At 59.2% G+C, this 25,850-nt stretch carries 23 protein-coding genes; 7 read left to right on the top strand and 16 right to left on the bottom strand.

What is annotated here, in order from left to right:
* On the top strand, positions 1 to 656 hold a 656-nt coding region (locus Q5H33_RS05840; protein WP_302423506.1), incomplete at its 5' end, for a phosphoribosylformylglycinamidine synthase subunit PurQ.
* 111 nt (positions 657 to 767) lie between these two features.
* Here Q5H33_RS05840 and Q5H33_RS05845 read toward each other — a convergent pair.
* Complete coding sequence (locus tag Q5H33_RS05845; protein WP_003808583.1) at positions 768 to 995, bottom strand: hypothetical protein; 228 nt, start codon at positions 993 to 995, stop codon at positions 768 to 770.
* Positions 992 to 2,623, bottom strand: coding sequence for a type VI secretion protein ImpB (locus tag Q5H33_RS05850; protein WP_034984223.1), 1,632 nt, complete (start codon positions 2,621 to 2,623; stop codon positions 992 to 994). The genes Q5H33_RS05845 and Q5H33_RS05850 overlap by 4 nt, the downstream gene beginning before the upstream one ends.
* Before the next feature lie 232 nt (positions 2,624 to 2,855).
* Here Q5H33_RS05850 and purF point away from each other — a divergent pair, with 232 nt between their 5' ends.
* From purF to purD, 3 genes are all read left to right on the top strand, one after another.
* Positions 2,856 to 4,370, top strand: coding sequence for an amidophosphoribosyltransferase (purF, locus tag Q5H33_RS05855; RefSeq protein WP_003808581.1), 1,515 nt, complete (start codon positions 2,856 to 2,858; stop codon positions 4,368 to 4,370).
* A 19-nt stretch (positions 4,371 to 4,389) separates the two neighbouring features.
* On the top strand, positions 4,390 to 5,424 hold the full coding sequence (purM, locus tag Q5H33_RS05860; RefSeq protein ID WP_038444269.1) for a phosphoribosylformylglycinamidine cyclo-ligase: 1,035 nt from the start codon (positions 4,390 to 4,392) through the stop codon (positions 5,422 to 5,424).
* 90 nt (positions 5,425 to 5,514) lie between these two features.
* Positions 5,515 to 6,777: a phosphoribosylamine--glycine ligase gene (gene purD / locus Q5H33_RS05865; protein WP_070122185.1), complete on the top strand. Its 1,263-nt coding sequence runs from the start codon at positions 5,515 to 5,517 to the stop codon at positions 6,775 to 6,777.
* 216 nt (positions 6,778 to 6,993) lie between these two features.
* Here purD and Q5H33_RS05870 read toward each other — a convergent pair whose 3' ends face one another.
* From Q5H33_RS05870 to Q5H33_RS05890, 5 genes are all read right to left on the bottom strand, one after another.
* Positions 6,994 to 9,003, bottom strand: coding sequence for an LTA synthase family protein (locus tag Q5H33_RS05870; protein ID WP_302423524.1), 2,010 nt, complete (start codon positions 9,001 to 9,003; stop codon positions 6,994 to 6,996).
* Positions 9,004 to 9,212: 209 nt separating this feature from the next.
* Entirely contained in the window at positions 9,213 to 9,611 is a 399-nt protein-coding gene (locus tag Q5H33_RS05875) for a Fur family transcriptional regulator (protein ID WP_011742966.1), read from the bottom strand.
* Positions 9,612 to 9,622: 11 nt separating this feature from the next.
* Positions 9,623 to 10,798 carry a 5-(carboxyamino)imidazole ribonucleotide synthase gene (gene purK / locus Q5H33_RS05880; protein WP_302423510.1) on the bottom strand — a complete coding sequence of 392 codons (1,176 nt, stop codon included), beginning with the start codon at positions 10,796 to 10,798 and terminating at the stop codon, positions 9,623 to 9,625.
* Complete coding sequence (gene purE, locus Q5H33_RS05885; protein ID WP_042990249.1) at positions 10,782 to 11,279, bottom strand: 5-(carboxyamino)imidazole ribonucleotide mutase; 498 nt, start codon at positions 11,277 to 11,279, stop codon at positions 10,782 to 10,784. Before purE ends, purK begins: the two co-directional genes overlap by 17 nt.
* Before the next feature lie 53 nt (positions 11,280 to 11,332).
* The gene (locus Q5H33_RS05890) at positions 11,333 to 12,334 is read right to left on the bottom strand and encodes a zinc-binding dehydrogenase (protein ID WP_038444258.1); all 1,002 of its coding nucleotides are present in this window, start codon (positions 12,332 to 12,334) and stop codon (positions 11,333 to 11,335) included.
* Positions 12,335 to 12,508: 174 nt separating this feature from the next.
* On the opposite strand from Q5H33_RS05890, the gene Q5H33_RS05895 reads away from it, so the two are divergent.
* Positions 12,509 to 14,413, top strand: coding sequence for a 1-deoxy-D-xylulose-5-phosphate synthase (locus tag Q5H33_RS05895; RefSeq protein WP_055309123.1), 1,905 nt, complete (start codon positions 12,509 to 12,511; stop codon positions 14,411 to 14,413).
* A 116-nt stretch (positions 14,414 to 14,529) separates the two neighbouring features.
* Here Q5H33_RS05895 and Q5H33_RS05900 read toward each other — a convergent pair whose 3' ends face one another.
* The 3 genes from Q5H33_RS05900 to Q5H33_RS05910 are packed head-to-tail and all read right to left on the bottom strand — an operon-like array spanning position 14,530 to position 17,945.
* On the bottom strand, positions 14,530 to 16,041 hold the full coding sequence (locus Q5H33_RS05900) for an ABC transporter permease (RefSeq protein ID WP_038444256.1): 1,512 nt from the start codon (positions 16,039 to 16,041) through the stop codon (positions 14,530 to 14,532).
* Between the two features lie 2 nt (positions 16,042 to 16,043).
* Positions 16,044 to 17,216: a COG1361 S-layer family protein gene (locus Q5H33_RS05905; RefSeq protein ID WP_038444254.1), complete on the bottom strand. Its 1,173-nt coding sequence runs from the start codon at positions 17,214 to 17,216 to the stop codon at positions 16,044 to 16,046.
* Between the two features lie 51 nt (positions 17,217 to 17,267).
* Positions 17,268 to 17,945, bottom strand: a complete 678-nt coding sequence (locus tag Q5H33_RS05910) for an ABC transporter ATP-binding protein (RefSeq protein WP_033499084.1) — start codon at positions 17,943 to 17,945, stop codon at positions 17,268 to 17,270.
* Positions 17,946 to 18,284: 339 nt separating this feature from the next.
* Between Q5H33_RS05910 and Q5H33_RS05915 the strand changes: the two genes are divergently transcribed.
* Positions 18,285 to 18,716, top strand: a complete 432-nt coding sequence (locus tag Q5H33_RS05915; RefSeq protein WP_003808556.1) for a hypothetical protein — start codon at positions 18,285 to 18,287, stop codon at positions 18,714 to 18,716.
* A gap of 196 nt (positions 18,717 to 18,912) precedes the next feature.
* Here the strand turns inward: Q5H33_RS05915 and Q5H33_RS05920 are convergent, their stop codons facing one another.
* From Q5H33_RS05920 to Q5H33_RS05945, 6 genes are all read right to left on the bottom strand, one after another.
* The gene (locus Q5H33_RS05920; protein ID WP_302423515.1) at positions 18,913 to 19,869 is read right to left on the bottom strand and encodes an SPFH domain-containing protein; all 957 of its coding nucleotides are present in this window, start codon (positions 19,867 to 19,869) and stop codon (positions 18,913 to 18,915) included.
* A gap of 279 nt (positions 19,870 to 20,148) precedes the next feature.
* Positions 20,149 to 21,384: a PLP-dependent aspartate aminotransferase family protein gene (locus Q5H33_RS05925; RefSeq protein ID WP_302423516.1), complete on the bottom strand. Its 1,236-nt coding sequence runs from the start codon at positions 21,382 to 21,384 to the stop codon at positions 20,149 to 20,151.
* A gap of 328 nt (positions 21,385 to 21,712) precedes the next feature.
* Complete coding sequence (locus Q5H33_RS05930) at positions 21,713 to 22,618, bottom strand: cysteine ABC transporter substrate-binding protein (protein WP_302423519.1); 906 nt, start codon at positions 22,616 to 22,618, stop codon at positions 21,713 to 21,715.
* A 44-nt stretch (positions 22,619 to 22,662) separates the two neighbouring features.
* On the bottom strand, positions 22,663 to 23,541 hold the full coding sequence (locus tag Q5H33_RS05935) for an amino acid ABC transporter ATP-binding protein (RefSeq protein ID WP_003808517.1): 879 nt from the start codon (positions 23,539 to 23,541) through the stop codon (positions 22,663 to 22,665).
* The gene (locus tag Q5H33_RS05940; protein ID WP_003808515.1) at positions 23,534 to 24,208 is read right to left on the bottom strand and encodes an amino acid ABC transporter permease; all 675 of its coding nucleotides are present in this window, start codon (positions 24,206 to 24,208) and stop codon (positions 23,534 to 23,536) included. The genes Q5H33_RS05935 and Q5H33_RS05940 overlap by 8 nt, the downstream gene beginning before the upstream one ends.
* Positions 24,195 to 24,851, bottom strand: coding sequence for an amino acid ABC transporter permease (locus Q5H33_RS05945; RefSeq protein ID WP_003808512.1), 657 nt, complete (start codon positions 24,849 to 24,851; stop codon positions 24,195 to 24,197). The genes Q5H33_RS05940 and Q5H33_RS05945 overlap by 14 nt, the downstream gene beginning before the upstream one ends.
* A 243-nt stretch (positions 24,852 to 25,094) precedes the next feature.
* Here Q5H33_RS05945 and Q5H33_RS05950 point away from each other — a divergent pair, with 243 nt between their 5' ends.
* Positions 25,095 to 25,766, top strand: coding sequence for a GNAT family N-acetyltransferase (locus Q5H33_RS05950; RefSeq protein ID WP_343018407.1), 672 nt, complete (start codon positions 25,095 to 25,097; stop codon positions 25,764 to 25,766).
* The last annotated feature ends 84 nt before the right edge of the window (positions 25,767 to 25,850 follow it).

The raw sequence follows: 25,850 nt of genomic DNA on the forward strand, positions 1-25,850 counted from the left end.
TGGTCGAGGAGATCAAGAAGAGCCAGATCATCATGATTCCTGGCGGCTTCTCCGGCGGCGACGAACCGGACGGCTCCGCCAAGTTCATCACCGCCTTCTTCCGCGCTCCGGCCGTGACCGAGGCCGTGCGCGACCTGCTGGACAACCGCGATGGCCTGATGCTCGGCATCTGCAACGGTTTCCAGGCGCTTATCAAGCTTGGCCTGGTGCCGTACGGCGACATCGTGCCGATGACCGCCGAATGCCCGACGCTGACGTTCAACACCATCGGCCGCCACCAGAGCCGTCTGGTGCGCACCCGCGTGGCTTCGAACCTCTCCCCGTGGCTGGCGAAGACCGAGGTGGGCGACATGCATACCATCGCCATCTCCCACGGCGAGGGCCGTTTCGTGGCCTCCGACGATGTGCTCGCCCAGCTCAAGGCCAACGGCCAGATCGCCACGCAGTATGTGGACGAGGCTGGCGTGCCGGGCATGGACCTGGATGTGAACCCGAACGGTTCGCTGTTGGCCATCGAAGGCATCACCAGTCCGGACGGCCGCGTGTTCGGCAAGATGGGCCACTCCGAGCGCTACAGCAACGGCACATTCGTGAACGTGCCTGGCGAGAAGGACCAGCCGCTGTTCGCGGCCGGCGTGGAGTACTTCGCCGCCTGAGCATCAAGACTCTTTTCACGCTCACATAATCAAGGGTGGGTTCGAAATCTCATGATTCCGAATCCACCCTTTCATATACAGCAATCCGCGACATTCGTCATAGCAGCCGCTTCAGGCGGAAAGGTAACCCTCGGCGAGATCGACGGGCCTGTTGGCGCGTTCCACCGCATCATCGCTGGATTGCGCGGTTTGTCTGATGATGTCGTCGTAACCGGTCAGGGCGGCGAAAGGCATGAATTGGGCGGCACGGTTATGCATGCTCATATGGGCATGCGTCTGCGATTGGTGATGCGGCAGATCGATGATGTCGTCGTAGCGATGGGTTTCCGTAAGGCTCATGCCGCATGACCTCCTATCTGCTTGTTGCGCTGCTGGCCTGTGGCGTCATCGAACATATCCATGGCCTTGATGATGGAATTTCTGCCGAATTTGCGTTTGATGTCCAGAAGCGTTTGCTGCATATGCAGTTCGGCGTCCCCTCGTGGCGAATCCTTGGAACCACCATCGGCGGAACGCATAGCCTCGCATTCGGCCGCATCAGCGGAAGCGGAATCCACCGGCGCTTCCATCGCGGCGAACAAATCAGGCTGCGTATATTCGGACGCGGCCGCCTGCCGCCGTTCCTCAAGTTGCTCGTCGGTCAGCACATCGGCGGCGACCACATTCAGCCGACGGACCAGCAAACGCCTGTCTACGATCGAAAGGAAAAGCTTATCGACCGCGTCGCAAATACGCGACGTAGCCGACGTCGGCTCCGGCAATGCGATCGACCCGGTGGCCGGCTTGGGTACGCGGCGGCCATACCTGTCGATCGAAACAGGGCCGTCGTATGTTGCCACGGCATGTTCGGCAATCGCCTTCAAATCAGCGGAACCGTCCTTGCCAAGCCGTTTCGGATCGAGGCTTGCCGTGTCGTAGCCGACCATCAATCCCACTCTGCCGGCTTTCACGCCCTTCGCTACCAAATCCAATGACAGCGTATCCGCCATTTCACGCACAATCAGCCGGGCTGCGTCGAATCCCGCCGGCCCTGTCAGCACTTGTCCGGAACTCAAGCTGTGCCCCGCCGGCTTGTACACTTTGATGTCCGCGATGGTGCACGGTTCCCAGCCCCACGCATGGTCGATGAGCAGTTCGGCGTTCACACCGAACATCTTGTACAGTAGATCTTCGTTGTAGTATTCGTCGGCACGGCCAATGGAACAGCGAGCGATATCCCCCATGGTCGCCAGTCCGTGCGCTTCGAGCTTCCTTGCATATCCACGCCCCACACGCCAGAAATCGGTAAGCGGCCGGTGATTCCACAACAATCTCCGGTACGACATCTCGTCAAGCCGGGCGATGCGAATGCCGTCCTCCCCCGCCTGGATGTGTTTGGCCACGATATCCATAGCCACTTTGGCCAGATACATGTTCGTGCCGATGCCCGCGGTGGCGGTGATGCCGGTCTGGGTGTGGATATCGCGGATGATGTCACGGGTCATCTCCTCCACCCCTTTTCCATAGGCGCGCAGATAGCCGGTGACGTCCATGAACACCTCGTCCACCGAATAGACGTGGATATCCTCAGCCGAAACGTATTTCAGATAAATACCGTAGATTTTCGCACTCATCGCCAAGTAATGAGACATGCGCGGTTTGGCGATGAACACGTCAGCAGCCAGATTCGGATTGGCCGCGAGCGCCTTCGCATCATACGATTTCCCCGTCAGCACACCGCCTGGAGCCGCGGCGCGACGGACCGCGTTGATTTCCTTCAGTTTCGCTTTGACTTCGAATAGGCGGGCGCGTCCGGGCAGACCGTATGCCTTCAACGACGGCGAGATCGCAAGGCAGATGGTTTTGTCGGTCCTCTCCTGGTCCGCCACCACCAAGTGTGTGGATAGCGGAGGGAATCCATGTTCCACGCATTCCGAGGACGCATAGAAGGATTTGAGGTCGATTGCCACGTATATCCGTCCGGCCATGATGCTCCTTCCATGCAATGGCTCATACGGGGGACTTCCCGCACCCCGACGACCGTGATTCGCGTTTTCAACGTCTTCCATCATAACAGCTTTTTCGAACGGCTGTTCGATTGCATGTCCGGTTCCATATACCGTCTGAGAACTGGACAAAACCCGACTCTTGTAGCCGCCCATTGATACTGTTGGACGATAGCGAACCCCTTGTCTCCATGGTTTTGGAAGGAGCTTTGGCTTGTCAGCTGAACTCGAAGACATCCACGAGGAATGCGGTATTTTCGGCGTTTGGGGCCACTCGGACGCCGCCCGACTCACCTACTTCGGTCTACACGCGCTGCAGCATCGCGGTCAGGAGGGTGCCGGCATTGTCTCCAACGATAATGGTCATCTCATCGGTCATCGCGGAACGGGTCTGCTGACCCAAGTGTTCAGCGACGAACGGGAAATCGAACGCCTGAAAGGAGACAAAGCGATCGGCCATGTGCGTTACGCCACAGCCGGTTCCGGCGGCACCGACAACATCCAGCCGTTCATCTTCCGCTTCCATGACGGGGATATGGCGTTGTGTCACAACGGCAATCTCACCAATTGCCCCTCCTTACGCCGCAAGCTGGAGGACGAGGGAGCGATCTTCCATTCGAACTCCGACACCGAAGTGCTCATGCACCTCATCCGTCGTTCCAGCAAGCCCACGTTCATGGACAAGCTCAAGGAAGCGCTCAACACCGTGCACGGCGGCTTCGCCTATCTGATTATGACCGAACATGCCATGATCGGCGCGCTCGATCCGAACGGATTCCGTCCGCTGTCCCTTGGCAGGATGACGAACGGCGCCTATGTGCTCGCTTCCGAGACCTGCGCGCTCGACACTGTCGGAGCCGAACTGGTGCGTGACATCCGCCCGGGCGAGATCGTGGTCGTGGATGACGATGGCTACCGCATCGACCGTTACACGGATCAGACCCAGCTGGCCATCTGCTCGATGGAATTCATCTACTTCGCACGCCCCGATTCCAACATCTACGGCGTGAACGTGCATTCGGCCCGCAAGCGCATGGGCGCGCGCCTGGCTCAGGAATCCCCCGTCGACGCCGATATGGTCATCGCCGTGCCGAACTCCTCCCTGTCGGCGGCTTCCGGCTATTCGGAGGAGGCCGGCCTGCCGAACGAAATGGGTCTGATCAAGAACCAGTACGTGGCACGCACCTTCATCCAGCCCACGCAGGAGCTGCGCGAGCAGGGCGTGCGTATGAAGCTGTCCGCAGTGCGCGGCGTGGTCAAGGGCAAGCGCGTGGTCGTCATCGATGATTCCATCGTGCGCGGCACCACCTCGAAGCGCATCGTGCAGATGCTCAAGGAGGCCGGGGCGGCCGAAGTGCATATGCGCATCAGCTCCCCGCCGCTGAAGTACCCGTGCTTCTACGGCATCGACATCTCCACCACCAAGGAGCTGATCGCGGCCAAGAAGTCCGTCGACGAGATCCGCGACTACATCGGCGCCGATTCCCTGGCGTTCCTGTCGCTCGACGGCTTGGTGGAATCCATCGGTCTGGGTGCGGACGCACCGTATGGCGGCCTGTGCGTGGCCTACTTCAACGGCGACTATCCGACCGCCTTGGACGACTACGAAGCCGACTTCCTGAAGTCGCTCACTCCGGAGGATCGTGTCCGTCTGCCTGAATTCGCCCTGTACAAGAGCAAGTACGAGGGCAACGAATACACCACCACTTCATCCCAAGAAGAACACTGAGACCCGAGAAAGGTTAGATATGCCAAAAGCATATGAGGAAGCCGGCGTAAGCGTTGAGGCCGGTTACGAAGTCGTCAAGCGTATCAAGTCCCACGTGGCGCGCACCAACCGTCCGGGCGTGGTCGGCGGCATCGGCGGCTTCGGCGGATTGTTCGATCTCGCTTCCCTCGGTTACAAGGAGCCGGTGCTGATTTCCGGCACCGACGGCGTCGGCACCAAGCTGGTCGTGGCCAAGATGGCCAACAAGCACGACACCATCGGCATCGACTGCGTGGCCATGTGCGTCAACGATATCGCCGCCCAGGGCGCCGAGCCGCTGTTCTTCCTGGATTACATCGCCTGCGGCAAGAACGATCCGGCTCTGCTCGAGCAGGTCGTCTCCGGCGTGGCCGACGGCTGCGTGCAGGCCGGTTCCGGTCTGATCGGCGGCGAGACCGCCGAGATGCCGGGCATGTATGACGAAGACGAGTACGATCTGGCTGGCTTCGCGGTCGGCGTGGCCGAAAAGTCCGCTATCGTCGACGGCTCCACCATCGCTGAGGGCGACGTGCTTATCGGCCTGCCGTCCACCGGCGTGCATTCCAACGGTTTCTCCCTGGTGCGCAAGGCCCTGTTCGAGCAGGCCGGCTACACCGTGGACACCGTACTGGACGAACTGGGCGGTGAGAAGCTTGGCGACGTGCTGCTCACTCCGACCAAGATTTACGTGAAGGCCCTTTCCCCGCTGTTCAAGGCGGGCGTGGTCAAGGGCGTCGCGCATATCACCGGCGGCGGTTTCATCGAGAACATTCCGCGTATGATTCCGGACGGTCTTGCCGCCCATATCAACCTTGGTTCCTGGCCGGTGCTCCCGATTTTCGACGTGCTCGAGAAGGCCGGCAGCATCGATCATATGGAAATGTTCAACATCTTCAACATGGGTATCGGCATGGTGCTGGCCGTCAGCGCCGAAGATGCCGATAAGACCATGGAATTGCTGAAGTCCAATGGCGAGGCCGGCTATGTGCTGGGCAATATCGTCAAGAAGACCGGCGAGGACGTCGAACTGCAGTAAACGAACATACGGGGGTGGCCGAACAGGCACCCCCGATATTATTTCTTGAGATTGGCACTCTTCCCCATAAGGGATACAACAGGAGGAAATATGAAGGTTCTGGTCATTGGTTCCGGTGCGCGTGAACATGCCATCGCCCACGCGCTCATGCGTGGCGGCAGCGTCAGCGAGGTCACTGTGGCCCCAGGCAATCCGGGCATGGAGCTTGACGGCATCCGCACCACGCAGCTCAACCCGTCCAATCATGCGGCGCTCATCGATTTCGTGAAGAACAATGGTTACGATTGGGTGTTCGTCGGACCGGAAGTGCCGCTTATCGAAGGCATCGTCGACGATTTCGCGGCCGCCGGCATCAAGGCGTTCGGCCCGAACAAGGCCGCCGCGCAGATCGAGGGTTCCAAGGACTTCGCCAAGCAGCTTATGGAACGTCACGACATTCCGACCGCGAAGTACCAGACGTTCGACGATTTGGAGCGTTCCACCGCTTATGTGCGCGAGCATGGCGCGCCGATCGTCATCAAGGCCGATGGCCTGGCCGCAGGCAAGGGCGTGACCGTGGCGATGGATGAGGAGACCGCCATCGCCGCTTTGGAGGACATTTTCGTGGACCACCGCTTCGGCAACGCCGGCGCGAAGGTGGTTATCGAGGATTTCCTTGAGGGTCAGGAATTCTCTCTGATGAGCTTTGTGAACGGCACCGATTTCTGGCCGATGCCGATTTCGCAGGATCATAAGCGTGCCTACGATGGCGACAAGGGTCCGAACACCGGCGGCATGGGCGCCTACAGCCCGGTTCCGCAGATCGGTCAGGATGTGATCGACACCGCCATCGAAACCATCGTCAAGCCGACCGTTCAGGCCATGGCCGACGAGGGCACGCCGTTCACCGGCATTCTGTACGCCGGCCTCATCGCCACCGCCGACGGACCGAAGGTCATTGAATTCAACGCGCGTTTCGGCGATCCAGAGACCGAAGTGGTGCTGCCGAAGCTCACGTCCGATCTCGGTGCCGGCATCAACGCCATTCTCAACGGCGAAACCCCGGAATTCACGTGGGATGAGGACAATGCCACTCTTGGCGTGGTGATCGCTTCCGAAGGTTACCCGACCAACGTGGTCAAGGGTGCCGCGATTCCTGAGATCACGGTAGATGACGATTCCCATGTCTACTATGCGGGCGTCGCACGTGGCGAGCATGGTCTCGTGGCCAACTCCGGTCGCGTGCTGCTGGTCGAGTCCTCCGCTGCGGACATCAAGGCCGCGCAGGACAAGGTCTACGCGATCATCGACAAGCTCGACACCAAGGGCATGTTCTACCGTCACGACATCGGTTTCAAAGCGCTGAATGCGTGATGATGGTGTGTTGGCTGCGCTGAACCAATAGCCGTTGAGGGGCTGTTCCAATAGTTTGGAACAGCCCCTCAATATTTTAAGATTTGTGCGGCAGGCGCGTCGTCGCCCACCACACGCCTGCCGTGACGAGGACGTGCGCGAATTCCGTGCGGCACGACACGAAGGCGCACAACGGTACGTCGAGTGTCGAGCCGTGCGGCAGGCGCGCCGTCCTCGTTACGGCAGGTCCATGAAGGAGGTGTCTTTCAGGTAATTCTTCCCCGTGGTGATGTCGTATTGGATGAGCCGGTAATCGGCCAGCAGCTGCTTGGTCTCGGCGTCGAAATCGTCTTCGGCCATGGGCTCGCCCTTGGAGTTCAGATAGATGTTCTGTCCTTCGGGGATGCGGTCCCAGCCTTGGATGTTGTTCACGACCGGCGGTTCCATGGCGGAGATCTTGGAATGCATTTCGGTGAGGAACGCCAGGTATGGGGAGACTTTGGCATCCATGTGCTCGGCCGCCTGGGCCACGAAGAAGTTCGGCGACGAGTATTCGGCGTTGTCGATCTTGTTGCCTTGCGTGCCGGAGGCTTTGTTGGACCAGATGAAGTAGTCCGTCTGATGCAGGGCCAGCGAGTTGTCGTCGTCCGCGGATGCCGAGGAGTAGATACCAGGCAGATGGTCGCCGTAGAAGACCACGGTGACCGGCTTGTCGAGCTTGTCGAGTTCGCTGAGGAATCCGGCGGTCGCCCCATCCGTCAGGGACGCGCCCTTTTGGTAGGTTTCGATGGATTCCTTCTCGTCGTCCTTCAACGGCTTTCCCGTAGTGGAGGAGGCTTTGAAGTCGTTGTGCTTGTACCAGTCATGGTAGGGCATGTGGTTCTGCATGGTGATGACCTGCAGGAACTGGTTCGACTTGGTTTTCCTGACTTCCTCCAGCGTGCTTTGGTAGGTGGCCTCGTCGGAGACGTACGGCGAATCGTCGATCTTGTCCTGATGCGAGATGACGTCCGGCCCGGTCAGCGTGTAGAAATGCGAGAAGCCGAACTTCTTGTAATTGGTGGCGCGCGAATACATGGACGACTCGTACGGGTGCAGTCCGATGGAGTTCTTGGACGCGCCCCACATCTGGTTGATGGTCGGCGTCCAATGCTCGCTCGGCACCAGCTGCTGGTATGGGCTGGTCAGGGAGGAATCGAAATTCGCCATGCTCAGGCCGGACAGTCCCATGTATTCCAAGTTGGCGGTGCCGCCGCCGTATCCGGAGGACAGCATCAGGCCGGACGTGGTATTCTGCTTGATCTCACGGATCTTCGGCATGGAATCCTTGTTGACTTTGAGTCCCGGCACGCGTGACGGGTCGGAGAAGGATTCGGACAGCACGTAGATGACGGTGCTGTCGGTCATGTTCGCGGAACGTTTCGCGTTGATCTTCTTCGCGGCCTTCTCATAGCGGGCCGCGACCTGCTTCATGGTCTCTTCGGAATAGTCGTCCGGCTTGACCATGACTTTCGGGTTGAGCTGACGGGTGAACGCCACCAGCGGCCCGTTGCGCTGGGCGTCGTATACGGAGTCCCACATGGAGGGCTTGTCCCCCATGACGGTGGCGAAGCCTTTGGCCCACGAGCCGACGGTGCTCACCTGCATCGAATACAGCGTGAAGAACAGGCCTGGAAGCAGGATCAGCAGCAGTCTTGCGATCGCGTTCACGGAACGGGATTGCTTGTCGGAGCCGCGAAACAGTCTGCCGTGACGCGCGTCGAGGCGGTTCAGGAAGACGAACAGCGCCACGAACGCGGCAAACGCCGCCACCGCGATCAGAATGGTCCATTGCGCGCCGGACGGCATGAAACTCATCAGATTGCCGGCGTCGGCTTTGAGGAAGTTCAGGTCGCTTGGCAGAATCGCCTCGTATCGAATCGACACTTTGAAATGCTCAATCACGGCGACGATGAACGTCACCGCCAGAAATATCGGCGTGGCCACCCAGAAACGGTTGGTGAGCATGAGCAGGATCACGTACAGGACGCCCCACAGTATGAGGTTGAGCACAGCCACAAAATTAGCGCTGGTGAACATCTTGCCGACGAATCCCCAGCCGGTGAGCCACATGTTGTTCGATAGTTGGACTCGAGTGGCGGATTCGCTGACACCGATCTGCAGGGCGGCAACGCCCACCGCATCGAACAGCACGAATAGCACGCCGTAAAGCCAGCCGGGGAACTCCTTGCCCGCTTTCTTGGCCATCGGGTCCACGGTAGCGATGTCGAGCTCCTCAATCGGCTCGTTTTTCGATGTTGCTTTGGTCACGCATAACCCCACTTAGTTCGTTTGCAATGCCCTATTGTCATATACGCGTCTGAAAAAGACAACGTCCAACGTTTTTTCTTTACGATTTTTACGATTGGATTGCGCCGATGGCGATACGATTCCAACGGAAATACGGCAGACAGCCGCTACTTGTCCGCCTTCCGGCAGTCCTCGCACAGGCCGAACACCTCCAGCGTGTGCCGTTCGATGGTGAAGCCGTACTTGTCGGAGATGCCTTTCAGCCAGCTTTCGGAAGGCGATTCAATTTCCACGGTTTTGCCGCAGTTCGTACAGACGAGGTGATGATGGTGCCCGTCATCGCCGCACAGGCGGAACAGCTGCTGCCCGTCGAGACGGACCGTGTCGGCGCGGCCGGCTTCAGCCAGGGCGTTGAGCTGCCGGTAGACCGTGGCGAGTCCGATATGTTCGCCACGGTCTTCCAGCTTGCGGTGCAGCTCCTGCGCGGAGATGAATTCGTCGCAGCCGTTCAGCGCGTCGCGGATGGCGTCTTTCTGGCGGGTCTGCCGCACGATATGTTCACTCATTACTTATGATGTCAGGCTTTCTTCAAGTCGTCCCAGCAGCCGGTGGCTTCAAGGTCGGCCACGGTTTTGGCGGTGTCGTCGGTCAGCACGGTGATGTGCCCCATCTTACGGTCGTGGCGCACTTCCGCCTTGCAGTAGTCGTGCACGTTCCATTCGGGATGGTCGGCGATGAGCGCACGGGTCGGCGCCACATGCTGGCCGAGCACGTTGACCATGACGGCGGGCTTGAGCAGCTGCGGCTGTTCGAGCGGCCAGCCGGCGATGCCGCGAATGTGCGCGTCGAACTGGTCGAACGAGCAGGCCTCGATGGTGTAGTGGCCGGAATTGTGCGGACGTGGGGCCAGTTCGTTGACGATGACCTTGTTGTCTTTGGTGATGAACAGTTCGATGGCCAGAATGCCGGCGAGTTCGAAGCCTCTGGCCAGTCGCAACGCCAGCTCGTGCGCCTCCTTGGCCACGGTTTCGTCCACTTCGGCCGGCGCGATGGTCATGTGCAGGATGTTGTTGCGATGCTCGTTGCGCACGATCGGGAAGGTCACGTAATCCTTGCCGTTGCCGGCGACGAGGATGCTCGCTTCGAACGCGAAATCGACGAAGCCTTCCAGAATGCTTGGCGGGAAGCTGCCGTCATGGTCGGCGCGGGCGCGCACCTGCTCCAAGTCGGCTTCGGACTTGAGCACGGTCTGGCCGTGGCCGTCGTAACCGCCGGAACGGGTTTTGAGCACAGCCGGATAGTGGATCTCATCAAGTGCCGCTTCAAGTTCCTCGACGCTGTTGACGGCCTTCCACGGCGCGGTGGGCGTGCCATGGTCGTTGATGAACCGCTTCTCGTTGACACGGTCCTGCGTGACGCGCAGCAGATCGGTGCCTTGCGGGGCCGCCGCGAGGGAACGCACTTGATCGATGGCGTCGGCGTCCACGTTCTCAAACTCGTAGGTGAGCACGTCGGACTTTTCAGCCAGTTCGCGGATGGCGGAAATGTCGTCGTATTCGGCGGTCACTTGGAAATCCGCGACCTGAGCGGTCGGACAGTCGGGTGTCGGGTCGAGCACGCCGATGCGGAAGCCCATGTAGCGTGCGGACAGCGCCATCATGCGGCCGAGCTGGCCGCCACCGATGATGCCGATGGTCGCGCCGGGCATCAGTCGTTCGATACGGCCGTTGGTTTCCTCAGACAAGCTGGGCATTGGATTCAGCCACCTTTTCCTTCAGGGAGTCACGATAGTCCTGCAGCGCCTTGGCCAGTCGCTCGTCGGTGGTGCTCAGAATGCTCACCGCGAGCAGGCCGGCGTTGGTTGCGCCGGAGTTGCCGACGGCGGTGGTGGCCACCGGAATGCCGCCCGGCATCTGCACGATGGACAGCAGCGAATCCCAGCCGGACAGCGCGTGGGAGCGTACCGGCACGCCGATGACCGGCAGTGTGGTCTGCGCCGCGACCATGCCCGGCAGGTGGGCCGCGCCGCCCGCGCCGGCGATGATGATCTTCAGCCCGTTGGCACGGGCGTTGTGCGCGAACTCACCCATCAGTTCCGGGGTGCGGTGCGCGGAAATCACCTGCTTCATGTACGGCACCTCGAACTGGTCGAGCATCTCGCATGCGTGCTTCATGGTCTCCCAATCGCTTGCCGATCCCATGATCACCGCGACTTCAGGCTTGTTGTCTGCCATCAAAACCTCCGAAGGATTTACGTAGACTTACGTGTTCCAGAACACCGCCTACTTTACTTACTTGGCTCGATGTGCAGCACGACCTTTCCGAAAACGTCGCCGTCGACCACTTTGCGGAACGCCGCGGGCGCGTCGGCAAGCGCGTAGGTGGAGTCGATGACGGGGTGCAGGTCGGCGTGTTCCACGAATTTGAGCAGTCGTGCGAAATCGTCACGCGAACCCATGGTGTTGCCTTGCACGCGAATGTCCTGGAAGAAGATGCGGGTCAGTTCGGCTCCAGGCTGGTCTCCTGTGGTGGCTCCGCAGATGGCGATGGTGCCGCCGGGGCGTACGGATTTGACGGAATGGCTCCAGGTGGCCGCGCCGACCGATTCGATGACAGCGTCGACCTTATGCGGCAGTCGCGCGCCGGTTTCGAAGGCGGCGTCGGCTCCGATGGCGATCGCGCGGTCTCGTTTCTCTTCGCTGCGTGACGTGACGAACACTTCCAGTCCTGCCGCATGGGCGAGTTGGATGGCCGCTGTGGACACGCCGCCGCCCGCGCCTTGGACGAGCACGGTGTCTCCCGGTTTCACGTTGGCCGATGTGAACAGCAGTGAGTAGGCGGTCAGCCAGCTGGTGCCGAGCGCGGCAGCCTCATCGAGGGTCAGGTTGGCGGGTTTGGCGAACACGTTGGCGCTGGGCACTTGGGTGGTTTCGGCCATGGTGCCCGCGTATTTTTCGGATAGGATGGTGCGCCGCTCCCCCGGCATGACGCCGGCGCCGTCGGTGCCGACGAAGGTGTAGAGCACCACTTCGGCTCCGGCTTTCAGCCCTTTGCGAACAGGAATGTCCTCGTCGAGCACGCCTGACGCGTCGGTGCCGAGAATCATCGGCGTCTGTTCGGCGGAGAGTCCCACGCCCTGCAGGCTCCAGATGTCGTGGTGGTTCACGCTGGCTGCGGCCACGTGGATGGTACTCCAGAACGGCTTGGTTTCGGGCGTGTCCAGCTCCCCCACCTTGAGTTGCGACAGCGGATTGTCATAATCGGTTCCTGCTGCGTATACGGCTTTCATGGTCAGCGCTCCTTCGCGGTTTTTCGGTGGTTCGATTCATTTCATCGTTTCCATTGTGCCGCAGTTGAGAAGACTTTGCAGGTATTTCACAACCGACACCCCGGCAGAGGCATACAGTGGGATAGGATTTTCCGCGGTAAAGAAGACAGGTTCAGGGAAGGACAGTTGCGCATAATGACCGCTGGCATACTGGGTTCGATTCATTCTCCGGCGGATGTGCATGCCCTTTCTTCGCAACAGTTGCGTGATCTGTGTCTGGAGATTCGTTCCACGCTGTTGAATTACGGCCGGAAGCATGGTGGCCACATCGGTTCGAATCTTGGCGTGGTGGAGCTTACCGTGGCGTTGCACCGCGTGTTCGGTTCTCCACGTGACCGTTTCGTTTTCGATGTCTCCCACCAGAGCTACGTGCACAAGATGCTTACCGGGCGCGCCGAGGCGTATCTGGACGAGTCGCGGTTCGGCGAGGTGACGGGTTTCACCAATCCGTTGGAAAGCGAGCATGATTCCTTCGTGCTGGGCCATACCGGCACGTCCATCTCCCTTGCCTGCGGTCTTGCCAAAACACGTGATATGCAACATACCGCTGCGGGTGCAAGCGAAATCGGCAACGTCATCGCCATCATCGGCGACGGTTCGTTGAGCTCGGCGATCGCTTTCGAAGGACTGAACAACGCTGCCGAACAGGGCGGTAATCTCATCATCGTCGTCAACGACAATGAGATGTCGATCGCCGAGGATTTCGGTGGCATGTACGGCAATCTTGCCCGTCTGCGCGCGTCGAACGGAACCGCGGAGCTGAATCTGTTCAAGGCGTTCGGACTTGACTACCGTTATGTGGAGCAGGGCAACGATGTGGACACGCTGGTCGCGGCGCTTGAAGACTTGAAGGATATCGACCATCCCGTCGTGCTGCATATCCACACCACCAAGGGCTTGGGTTTCAGCGATGAGACCGAGGCGCAGGATGGTTCCGACGGATGCAACCAGACCAATCCGCAGCCGCATGCCGGCCAATGCGAGGCGAATCATTGGCAGGATCCGGATAGCGCGCTCGGCAAGCCGCTTGACGCGCGCAAATACTACGGTCAGATGGCCATGGCTTCGTTGGAGTCCCGTTTCGAAAACGAGCCGGGACTGGTGGTCATCTCCCCCGCCACCCCTGGTTCGAATGGCATCACCCGTGATTTCCGTGAACGTGCCGGATCGCATTATGTGGACACCGGCATTACCGAGGAGCATGCGGCCGCGTTCGCCGCAGGCATCGCGAAGGCTGGAGGCCGGCCGGTTCTGGCGACTTCCGCCACGTTCTTCCAGCGTATTTACGACCAGTTGCAGCAGGAGCTGGCGTTGAATCATGTTCCGGCGACGCTGCTGATTTTCGGAGCGGGCATTTCCGGCGCGGACAATACACATTCCGGCACGTTCGATATGACGATGTTCGCCAACACGCCTGATGTGACCTGTCTGGCGCCGACCAGCGGAGAGCAGATGCTGGACATGCTTGCATGGGCCACGGGGCCGTCTGATCATGGTGTGACGGCTATCCGCATGCCCGGCGAGCAGATTCTTGCCATGGAGCGTTCCGCCGATATGGCGTTCGACCCGGCCGAACGTGCCGACGCGCACGAGACGACGATCGATATTACCGGCGATTGCCCTTTCACGCGGTACCAGATCGTACGTCCGGGACGTGAAGTGGCGATTCTCGGCTTGGGCAATACACTGCCGTTGGCGGCCGAGGTGGCGGCAACGCTCGAAAACGACGACGATATCAATGCGACGCTTATCGACGCGCAGCAGTATTCCGCGATGGATGGCGAGCTGCTGGACGTGCTTGCCGACGGCCATCGTGTGGTCGTCACCTTGGAGGATGGCCAGCTGGAAGGCGGCTGGGGTGAGAAGGTGACCGCGTTCTACGCGAATTCCACCAATCCAAAGGCGGCCGGTGTGCGTGTGCTCAACTTCGGCGCATCGAAAGAATTCACCGATCGTGTGCCCCTTGCCGAGCTTGATGAACGTTACGGGCTGACTGTGGAAGCGGTGGCTGATCGCATTCGCCGCGTCTTGGCCCGTTAATCACGCAACTAGCCGGCACCGTCAAAAATCGACAGGGAACGTCGAACAATCGCGAAATGCCGGCCCACGCTGAACAGCACATGGCCGACCATAGGCATTATTGTCAATCGCAATCGCTATTGCTCGTTCTTGATGGCGTCCAACGCAGGAATCTTCACAGCCTTATTAGCTGGCCCCAAACCGGCGAGTATGCCCACCAGAATTGAAAACAGCACGGCCACGACAAACAGCCACCATGGAATCACGGAGATTCGGCTCACGTCGTCACCGCCCATAATCGCTTTGCCTACGTTTTCCATACTGAATCCACCAAACGACAGCAGATTGATGCTCAGCGACCCCAAGGCGGAAATCAGACAGGCGATAAGTCCACCGACCAGACCGATGGCACCTGCTTCACATAGGAACATCGTGCGAATATCCTTCACATAGCAGCCGAGCGCCTTCATAATGCCGATTTCCCGAGTGCGTTCCGACACGGACATAATCATGGTGTTGGCGATGCCGATGGCCGCCACCAGGAATGACACCGCGCCAATGCCTCCCAATGCGAGCTGGATGCCACGACTCTGCTTTTCAATCTCCTTGCGGGTCTGTTCGAAGGACGTGGTTTGGTAGCCAGACATTTTGATCTGCGCTTCGATACCCGGCACATCCTTGATATTTTGAGCGTGCACCACCACTTGGTCGTAGTTTGTTTTGGTCCGGCTGGTGGTATTGGTTTTGCCGTCGATTTTGGCCTGCAATGTGTCCATATCCTCCAGCGACATGACTACACCGGAGCTGAATGCATCGTAATTATTGGTTGAAGCGTCCAACACACCGACCACGGTGAGAGGCATGGAAACCACAGGATTCTGCGAACTGGCAGTACCATCGCCGTCGCCTGAATCGGTGGAACTCATCGAAGTGCTGCCTATTTTGCGGTAATCGTCAGGGCTTTGATAATCGGCTCCGGTAATCAAATTGAGTTTCGTGGTCAGTACGTCGAAGAACGGCTTCTCCCCCTCGCTCTCCTTGCAACCGTTCTCATCGCACTCATAATCACCGGGAGCGATACGCCTGGAGTCATCATCGGAACGATACTTATCCATAAACTGGTATGCCGCGTATTTGCCGAGCAATACTTCTCCGGCACGCCTTGGCATACGCCCTTGAACGAGCTTGTATCCCGATGCTTCAAGCTGGGTCATATCCGTACCCATCACAGAAGCATATTGAGCCACGTATCGGGATCCGGCTCCCGCAGTGAGATCCACGGTGCTCTGCGCCGACCGCTGTGGCATCACGGCCGCGACGCCTGAAATGCCACGGAACGTCTGTACCGCAGCATCGTCAAGCTTGGCCTGCTGATCCGATGATGTCATGTCCGACGAAGACAAACTCGACATACCGACGCCAGAGCTGTCGTACGCGCCCGAGCCGCCGGCAGCTGTGACGGTAATGTCGTTGAGATTGCCCATGCTCTTGAGCATCTGCTCATTCTGCTCGCTGATGCCTTGTCCAATCGAAATCATCAGGACGATAGAGCAGCAGCCGACGATCACGCCGAGCACCGTCAAAATCGTACGCGATTTGCGCCGCAGCAAATTCTGCGCGCAAGTATGTGCGATATCCGAAAATCGCATGCCTACTCCTTGACAGATGGAGCGGAAGATGACGTTGCGGATACGGAGGCAGCCGATGTGCCACCTGCCGTGGCGATTACCTGCGTCGGCGCATCGGCAGCCATGGCAGTAGATTTACCCTGCTTATCGGCTCCAAGATCGGCAGGCTCCCAATCCCAATCGTCATCATCGGCCACCTGCTTTGCCTTCTTACGGCGGTGACGGACCACCAATACGACCGTCAGTACAATCACGACGAGCGCAACGGCCGCCGCCACTATCCACACCCAGACCGGCATGCTCTGATCCTGGACGTCAACATCCGTATCGGAATCATCCGGAACAGGAGCTTCAACGGCATTGATCTTCACCGGAAATTCCTTGGTCTGCGGCTGTCCATCGGAATTCTCATACGTCACCGTCAGTTTCGCCTCGGTTTCGCCGGGCTTGTCCGCAGTGAATGCGAATCCAATGGAGCCGGACGCGCCGGACGCCACATTGCCGACGTACTGCTTGGCCTGCGTGGCGGTGATACCGTCGCCTTCAACGCTCGCCTCGACATTGGAAACGTCGCCCTTGCCCTTGTTCACGTAATCCATGGTGATAGTAGTTTCCTCACCCGCGTTGACGATATTGGGCACCACTGGATCGTTCAATTCAAAACGATCAGGCTGCGAAACGGGTACGGAAATTTTGATGTCGGAAGTGTTGGAGCTGCGTGCGGCACCGTCCACATACTCGTATTTGAAGCTGATGTCGATGCCCTGCGCGCCGTTTTTCGCACTGGCCAGTGTCTGCATCGGCACGGTCTGCGTCAACGCAGCTCCCGCATTCAGTGCATCGTAGTAGAACGTGTTCGTACCGCCGGAGATGGCAAAATTCTCACCGCCGTCCACGGTGACCACCATGTTGCTCACCGCCACTTTGCCCATGTTTTGGAAGGTGAAACCGAGGTTGAAGGTGCTGCCGACCGCCACCGACCCGTCGCCATAGGTGAAATTGGTGATAATGATGTTCGGCACCGGCCCAGCAATCTGCTCAACACTGTTGTCCGCTCCCGCACCCGGAGCATCGGAAGTATTGGCGCCATCTTCGGCGAACGCCGTCGGCACGATGCATACCAACGTGATGGCGACCACCGCCAATAGTGAGATTGCCCCGTTGAGCAGTGTTGCGATTCTTGTGTTGTTGCCCATGGAAGGCCCTTCTGTTGTCGTCATAGTTGTCGATATGCGTTGTCGTGAATGTTACGTAAGCCGGTCGCCGATGATGCGGCCGTCAAGAAGTGTGACGATGCGATCGGCGTATTGCGCCATATTGTCGTCATGTGTGACGAGCACGATGGTCTGGTTGAAATCGCGTGCGAACGAGCAAATCATATCCATCACTTCGGTTTTGGTTTTGGAATCGAGATTGCCGGTCGGCTCGTCGGCGAATACCACTTGCGGACGTGTCACGAAAGCGCGGGCGATGCCAACGCGCTGCTGCTGACCGCCAGACATCTGGGTCGGATAATGGTTCATGCGTTTGCCAAGGCCGACCCGCTTGAGCATGGCACGCGCGATCGTCTCGCGTTTACGCTTCGGCACGCCTCGGAACATCAGTGGCATGGCCACATTCTCGATGGCATTGAGATTGGGCAGCAGATTGTACGACTGGAACACGAAGCCAAGGTGCTTCTGCCTGAATTCGGCCAGCTGCCGTTCGTCAAGCCTGCTGATGGGCACACCTGTGATACGTACACCACCTTTAGTTGGTTTTTCCATGCCGGCAAGCTGATTGAGCAGGGTGGATTTACCGGATCCGGACTCGCCATAGATACAGCAAATCTGCCCTTGCGGAATGGCGAGATTGACACGTTCCAGTGCTACGACGGTCTCATCGAGCACTGGATATTCCTTGCGTAGGTTTTTAACCTCGATAATGGGACCGCGACCGGTTTTCCCAGCGTTGGATGTGCTACCTACCGGCACATTCACCTCCTCGTTTTCTGGGAATATGTTGATAATTGCTCCTAAGTCTAAAGTGTTTCACCGCGCTTCGCCACCCTTAAGGGAACACCCTGAAGCCACGGTCCGCGCGTGCCTGAAACTCGAAAACCGTTCAAGAAACCCCGCCTGAACGATATGGAACATGTTGTTTCATGCCAGAAACCCTTGTTTCGTGCCAAATGGCAGTGAACCGTGAAACAACGAAAATACAATGAAGGCATCGCAACGAATCGAAAACGAAGCTGAACGGTTCCATACCATGAGGGGGACATCATGAAACGTCGTTTCACACAAGCGGAGGTCTACTACCTCAACACCCTGCCCGCGGTGGAGCGGGCATCGATGGACCGCATCACCTATTCGAGGGATTTCCAGGTGCGTTGCATGGCGCAATATCTGCGGGGCAACGGACCGACTAGCATCTTTGCCAGCGCGGGACTCAATCCGAAGATCGTGGGCAGCAAGCGCATCGAACGCGCCATCGCACGTTGGAAGGCCGATCCGCAGATCATGCTGGAGGCGCAGTCGTTCGCCAATGAAGCCGCGGCCGATCAACGCGACCTGCTCGTCATCTCCCAATCCATGACCATCGCATGGCTGGAGAAGAAAGTCATGGATCTGCAGAAACAGATCCAATCCGTGAAGCAGCATGAGGCGGAACGCCCGTCCATGCCGGCCCACGGGGCGCTCATCGGACTGGAATAGCGTCCAGAAGCGTTCCCATGACAAGATGTGCGTCGTGGTACGGCGACGCACCCATACGCGATCCCTCCTTCCATCGTTTCCGCATTCTCCGTCACATTCACGCGGCTCCCCGATGGAAGGAGGGATTCGTTTCGTCTTTGGCCGCATACCCCGCGATTGGCGCATGCGGCCAAAGACGCCATTCGATCAATATTCGTCAGATACGCGGCACCGATGGGGCGGCCGTATGGGACGGCTTCGGCGTGTACGCGCTCCGTTCCGCGGTCTCGTTGGCCGTCATCATGGCCTGGGTGATCTGGCTGTACATGTCCTGGTATCCGCCGGGGGTGGATGCGGGCAGCACCACGGTCTTGGCATTGTTGGATTCGCTCAAGGAGCGCAGCACGTCGAGGTACTGGTTAAACAGCACCACATTGTTCACGTCACTGATGTTCATGCCGACAGCCTGCAGGCTCTTGATCTGGTCGACGATACCGTTGGCGATCTCGCGACGGTAGTTGGCCTGACCTTCACCCTGAAGACGGGTCTTCTCCGCTTCAGCAGCGGCTTGGGTCTCAATCTGGATGCGCTGGGCCTCGGCGCGCTGCCGGGTGGCCTCCTTCTCACGCTGGGCTGCGTTGATGGAATCCATGGCATTCTTGACCTGCGGGCTCGGGTCAATGGCAGTGATCAGGGTCTTGACCACGGTGAAGCCGAAGCGGGACATCTCGTTGCCGACGGTCTTCTGCACGTCGAAGGCCACATCATCCTTACGGGCGAAAGCATCATCGAGGCTCAACGCAGGAATGGCGGAACGCAGGGCGTCTTCCATGTAGGAGCGCAACTGGCCGGCCGGATCGCGCAACTCATAGTAAGCGGTGGCAACGTTCTCCGGATTCACACGGAACTGGGTGGAGGCGACGACCGTGACGAACACATTGTCGAGGGTTTTGGTCTCCAGCTGCACGTTGAGCTGGTTGACGCGCATGTTGGTTTTCATGGCGATACGGTCCACGAACGGGATACGGATGTGGATGCCCGCGAACTGCACCTTGTTGAACTTGCCGAAACGTTCGATGATGTAGGCCTGCTGCTGCGGCACGATGAACAACGTGGACAGGAACAGGAACGCGATGATCAGCGCAATGACAAGGAGCGCTACAAGGAACGGCATGGCATTACTCCCTTCTTTGGTTTCTCTTTAAAGGTCTTGTCGCATGACCTTTCGTAGGTTCTGCAACCATTGCCGAACCCGAGTAAAAATTTACCAAAGAATGCAATCGTATGCAGACAATGTCCGCGAGCTGGGCAAGAGCCGTCCACGAACCAACCATCGCCTGTCCAGGAGATGACCCACATACGCCCACGAGCCGGACAGAGGGGCGCTTTCCCCTGTCCGGCTCGTGAGATGGCATGCCAGTTAATATTCAAATCCCTATCGATGGCAAAACTTTCAGGCATATACGTGTTGCGCGAAGGTGAACAGACTCTCGCCGGCATGACGGTTGAGATAGTGCTCATACGCGATGTCGAAAGCCTGGCCGAGATCCTCGATGAGGTCCTGCTTGTCTTCGATGCCGACTGCGAGGCGTACCAGTTCGTCGGTGATGCCGACCTTCAGACGCTCCTCGCGCGGCAGTTCGAAATGCGTCATGCGGCACGGCAGTTCGGCAAGCGATTCCACCGCGCCCAGAGACACCGCCAAACGGAAGATATGCAGGTTGTCGAGCACGTCCGCAGGGTCGACGCCCGGCACCACTTCGAAGCTCAGTACGGCGCCGCCGCCCTTGAGACCGTTGGAGGCCAGCTCGTATTCGTGGCCGGGCAGTCCCGGATAATGCACGGACTTGACCAACGGGTGCAGCAGCAGATAGCTGGAAATCGCACGCGCGTTCTCCTGCTGACGGTCCATGCGCAAGGCGAGCGTCTGGATGCCGCGACGCACCGAATCGCATTCGTTCGGCGCGAGCACGCCGCCCAAACGGTTCTGCGCGAAGTAGACGCGCTTGCCCAGCTCATCGTCCTTGACCACCACGAGGCCGGCGTTGACTTCGGAATGGCCGGCCAGATACTTGGTGGCGGAATGGATGACGATGTCGGCGCCTTGGTCGAGCGGCTGCTGCAGATACGGGGTGACGAATGTGTTGTCGACGATGGCGATCGCGCCATGACGGTGGGCGATTCCGGCAATGGCCGTCACGTTGTTGACTTGCAGAAGCGGGTTGGTGAGCACTTCGAAATACACGGCCTTGGCCGGACATCCATGCGCATTGCCCTTGGCGGATTCGCCGGACACCGCCGCATCGAGCGCCTTGTAATCGGTGGTGTCCACTTCCTCTACGATGACGCCCCAGCGTTCGAAATACTCGTGGAACAGCGAGTAGGTGCCGCCGTAGATGTTCTTGCCGACGACGATGCGGTCGCCTGGCTGGAAGATCGACAGCACCGCGTGGATGGCGGCCAGGCCGGAACCGAACGCGAAACCGCGCGTGCCATGCTCCAGCTGCGCGATCTGCTTCTCCAGGAACTCGCGGGTCGGGTTGCCGCTGCGCGCGTAATCCCAACGGGGCATGGCCTCGACCGATTCGAAAGCATAAGTGGACGAGTTGTAGATCGGCGGATTCACGGCTCCGGTGTTGTTGTCGTTGACCGGCAGTCCGTGGACGAGCTGAGTGTTGAATCTGGTCATGGTGCGCACCCCCTCGGTGTGGTTTCCCTGCCGCGTGCCGTTCACGCGATCGCTGGTTCCTACTTAACCGTGTCTTGGAAAGCGCCACGCGCCGGAGATTATCGACGTTGCTTATACAACGTGCGAATCGCCATAGCGTTTATTTATGAGGGGTTATCGGATGGTACGAAACCTCCGGAAACATACACCCGCGTGGACTGTAAACGGTTTCGAAGGATGTGACATAACCGGCCCGGAATCGGCATGAAAAAGCCTTCCGCGGCGTGTGCCACGAAAGGCTTGGAAACAGGATTGACGGACGGCAGCCTGCCGTCAGGTCAGGCGATTGTCAGAGCTTGCCGCCTTCGACCACAATGTCATCCGGGTCGACATCGGAACCGTACACCGGCTTCAAAGTCTCCTCGTAATCCTTGTGGAAGAAGTTCTCCTTGCCGAGCTTCACGATCTCGTCGTTGATCCAGTTGAGCAGCTCCTTGTTGCCCTTCTGCACGGCCGGCGCGATGGTGTCTTCGTCACCGAGCTTGGTGATGCCCACCTTGAAGCCCTTGTTGGTCTTGGCCCAGGCCAGCACCTCGGTGTTGTCGGTGGAGAAGGCGTCGCCACGGCCGTCGAGCAGCGCGTTGTAGGCGTCGGCGTACTGGTCGTACTTCTGCAGCTTGACGTCGGGTTCGTTCTTCTCGAAGTAGCTTTCGGCGGTGGTGCCCTTGGCGATGATCAGCGTCTTGCCCTTGAGCTGGCTCACGTCGGTGATTTCGGCGTTCTCCGGGGAGACCACGCCGAGCGCGACCTTCATGTACGGCTTGGCGAAGTCGACCTTCTCCTTGCGCTCGTCGGTGACGGTGAAGTTGGCCAGCGTGATGTCCACCTTGTTGGACGTGAGCACATCCACACGGGCGGCCGGATCGACGGACGTGTACTTGACCTTCACGCCCAGATCCTTGGCGAGACGCTCGGCGAAGACGATGTCGTAGCCGGCGTTCTTGCCGTCCTTGTCGATGTAGCCGAACGGGGCCTTGTCGGAGAAGACGGCCACTTTGAGCACGCCGGACTTCTTGATCTCGTCCAGGGAGCGGGCGGTCACCTTGGACGTGGTGGCGCCGCCGTTGGAGGCGTTGTTCTCCTCGCTCGGGGTGGCGGCGTTGGGACCGCAGGCAGCCACGGAGGCGGCCATGATCAACGCGGCCGATGCGGCCACGATGCTCTTGATTGTCTTGTTGATGATTGATGCGGTCATGGTTACTCCTCTCTTGTACGGATGACTGCTATCAAAACTTGCGATTACTCGGCGGAAGTTCCCGTCGGTTCCGTCGGCGTTTCCGCCGGCCTACGATGCCTGTCGAATTCGAACGTGTGCAAGAAACGCTTGGCACGCTCGGTTTTCGGATTGGTGAAGAACGCTTCGGCGTCGTCGGATTGTTCAACGATGCCGCCGTCCTCCAGCATGATCACCTGGTCGGCGATGGCTCGTGCGAATTGCATCTCGTGCGTCACGATGAGCATGGTCTGGCCGGAATCGGCGAGTTCCAGCATCACGTCAAGCACCTCGCGCACCATTTCCGGATCAAGCGCGGCGGTGACCTCGTCGAACAGCAGCACTTCCGGATGCAGGATCAGCGCACGGCAGATGGCCACGCGCTGGCGTTGGCCTCCGGACAGCTCATGCGGCCAGGCATCCTTGCGGTCGGCGAGTCCGACGCGTTCCAGCAGAGCGATGGCTTCCTTCTCGACCTCCGCCTTGTCGCGCTTCTGCACGAGCGTCGGAGCGAGCGTGATGTTGCCGAGCACGGTTTTGTTGGGGAACAGGTCGTAGCTTTGGAACACCATGCCGACACGCGTGCGCAGCTCGCTGCCGCGCTTGCTGCGGCCGGCCGATTCGGTGCCCGGCTTGCCGGTTTCGATAATCTCGCCGTTCAGCGCGATGGTGCCGCCCTGAATCGGCTCAAGACCTGCGATGGTGCGCAGCAACGTCGACTTGCCCGATCCGGACGGGCCGACGATGACGAACACCTTGCCATGGGGCACGTCGAAGGAGATGTCGTCCAGCACTGGCTTGTCGGCATTGGCGTACCGCTTGACCAGATGCCTGATTTCAAGGCTTGTCTGCGATTTCCCGCTGTTTTGCGCGGTCTGCGTAACCTGTTCAGCCTGCTCAGTCATGCTTCCACCTCTTTTCCAACCTGCGGGCCACGATGGACAGCGGCCAGCACACGATGAAGTACATGAAGAAAATCGTTCCGTAAATCCACAAAGTGCCCGTCGGATACTGGAAACGGTTCGCGTCGATGATCTGCTGGCCCACCTTGATGACTTCCACCACGCCGAGCAGCACGGCCAATGACGTGGTCTTCACGATACGCGTGGCAAGGTTCACGGAAGCCGGCAGCAGCCGGCGCAACGCCTGCGGCAGAATCACTTTCGTGAACGTCTGCCAGCCGCTCAATCCCAAAACGTACGACGACTCGTACTGCGCCTTCGGAATCGATTCGAGCGCACCACGCACCAGATCGCCCAGTTCAGCGCCGCCCCACAAAACGAAGACGAACACGCATGCGCCGGTCGCATCCAAATTCCAATTCCATGCCTGCGCGAAACCGTAGAAGGCGATGAACAGCAGCGCCAGCTGTGGCATGATGCGGATGAAATCCAGATAAATCCTGGTCAGCACCCGCACAACGGGATTTTTCATCGTCATCAGCCAGCCGACGATCAGGCCGACGGGCACGGACAACGCCACGGACACGCCGGCGATCCACACCGTGACCCACAGGCCCTGTAGCAGGCGCGGAATCACGCCCGGCTCGAGCAGAATCTCAGCGCCGCTCATAGTCGAACCTCCGTTCCAGCCAAGTGCCGAACAGCGAGATCGGCAGCAGAATCACCAGATACGCCACAATCAGCAGGAACAGCGACTCATAGGTGTCGTAGTACATGCCGATCAGGTCCTTGGCCATGTACATCACGTCGGCGAGCGCGATGGCGGACACCACGGACGATTCCTTGATGAGGAAGATCACATTGGCCACGACGCCTGGAATGGATGTGCTGATGGCCTGTGGAATGACCACGCGGCTTAATGTCTGCCATTTGCTCAAGCCCAGCACGTATGCGGATTCGCGCTGCACTTCCGGAATGGTCTCCAGGCCGCCGCGCATCGCTTCGGCCATATAGGAGCCGCCGAGGAAGCCGAGTCCGACGATGGCGCACAGTTCCGCGGACCAGACGAGTCCGAGTTTCGGCAGGCCAAAATACAGGAAGTACAGCTGCACCAGCAACGGCGTGTTACGGCTCAGCTCGATGTAGACGCGCACGACCTGCCGCAGGACGGGGATGCGCGCGATCTCGATGCCGGCGCAGACCAAGCCGACCACGATCGCCAGGATGATGCCGAAGACGGAAATGAACAGCGTCATTTCGGCACCGCTGACGAAGAACGGCGCGTAGTGCGAGATGAACGTCCAGTCGAACACGCGCGCCTCCTTCTCTTCTCAACGGATTTTTCGTATTTGTTCCGGCGAACGCGGCTCATACTATCGCTTTATTCGCCACTACGAGCCAGTTTCGTTATCGGTTTTTCGTATAAGGACTTATCAGGTATCGCGAAACAGTCGTCCTGCGATCCCTCCAAGGTTCTTCTACAGTATGGCATGTTGGCGGATTGCGCCGTCGGCGCATATCGAAATGTGAAGATTGGGTATGCCTTGCGAGAGAGTATGCACATGCTCATTCGACATGCAACGATGGAGGATCTGGACGCGATCGAGGCTGTGGAGGCCGCCTGCTTCCCACCTGCGGAGGCCGCAAGCAACGAAAGCCTTACCGCACGCGTGGCCGCTTATCCGGACCATTTCTGGCTGTTGGTCAACACCGATGACGACGATACCCCGTTCCCCTCGCGTGTAGAGGACGGCACGTTGGTTGGTTTCGTCGACGGCATGGCCACAAACGAGCCGAATCTTGCCGATGCCATGTATGACGACGCCGATATGCATGACGAGCATGGCGTTTGGCAGATGATTTTCGGCGTGGATGTGGCACCCGTCTACCAGCATCGCGGCTGCGCCAGCTATCTGCTGCGCCAGGTGATTCTCGACGCGGCACAGGCCGGACGCAAGGGCCTCGTGCTCACCTGCAAGGAACGGCTGGTCGATTTTTACGCACGGCTGGGATTCGTGGACGAAGGACTGTCCGATTCGACGCACGGCAACGTGGTCTGGCATCAGATGCGGCTCGCGCTGACGCACGCCGCCGGCACGGGAAACCCTACTGCGAACGGCTCCGCCAAGACCGCGGAGCGTACCAATGATGCGGATACGACCGCCATGAGCGGCGTGGACCACGACGCGGAAACCTTGGAGTTTCCGCAGGTCGAACCCACCGCGTGAAGAACGGCCGGCGAACTTCACGTGAACATCGCGACACGCCGACGATTTGCATTCCGCCGAGAATCCACGTAAGTTAGCACTCGC

The sequence above is a fragment of the uncultured Bifidobacterium sp. genome (genome assembly GCF_959020145.1).
In the GTDB taxonomy this organism is placed as follows: domain Bacteria; phylum Actinomycetota; class Actinomycetes; order Actinomycetales; family Bifidobacteriaceae; genus Bifidobacterium.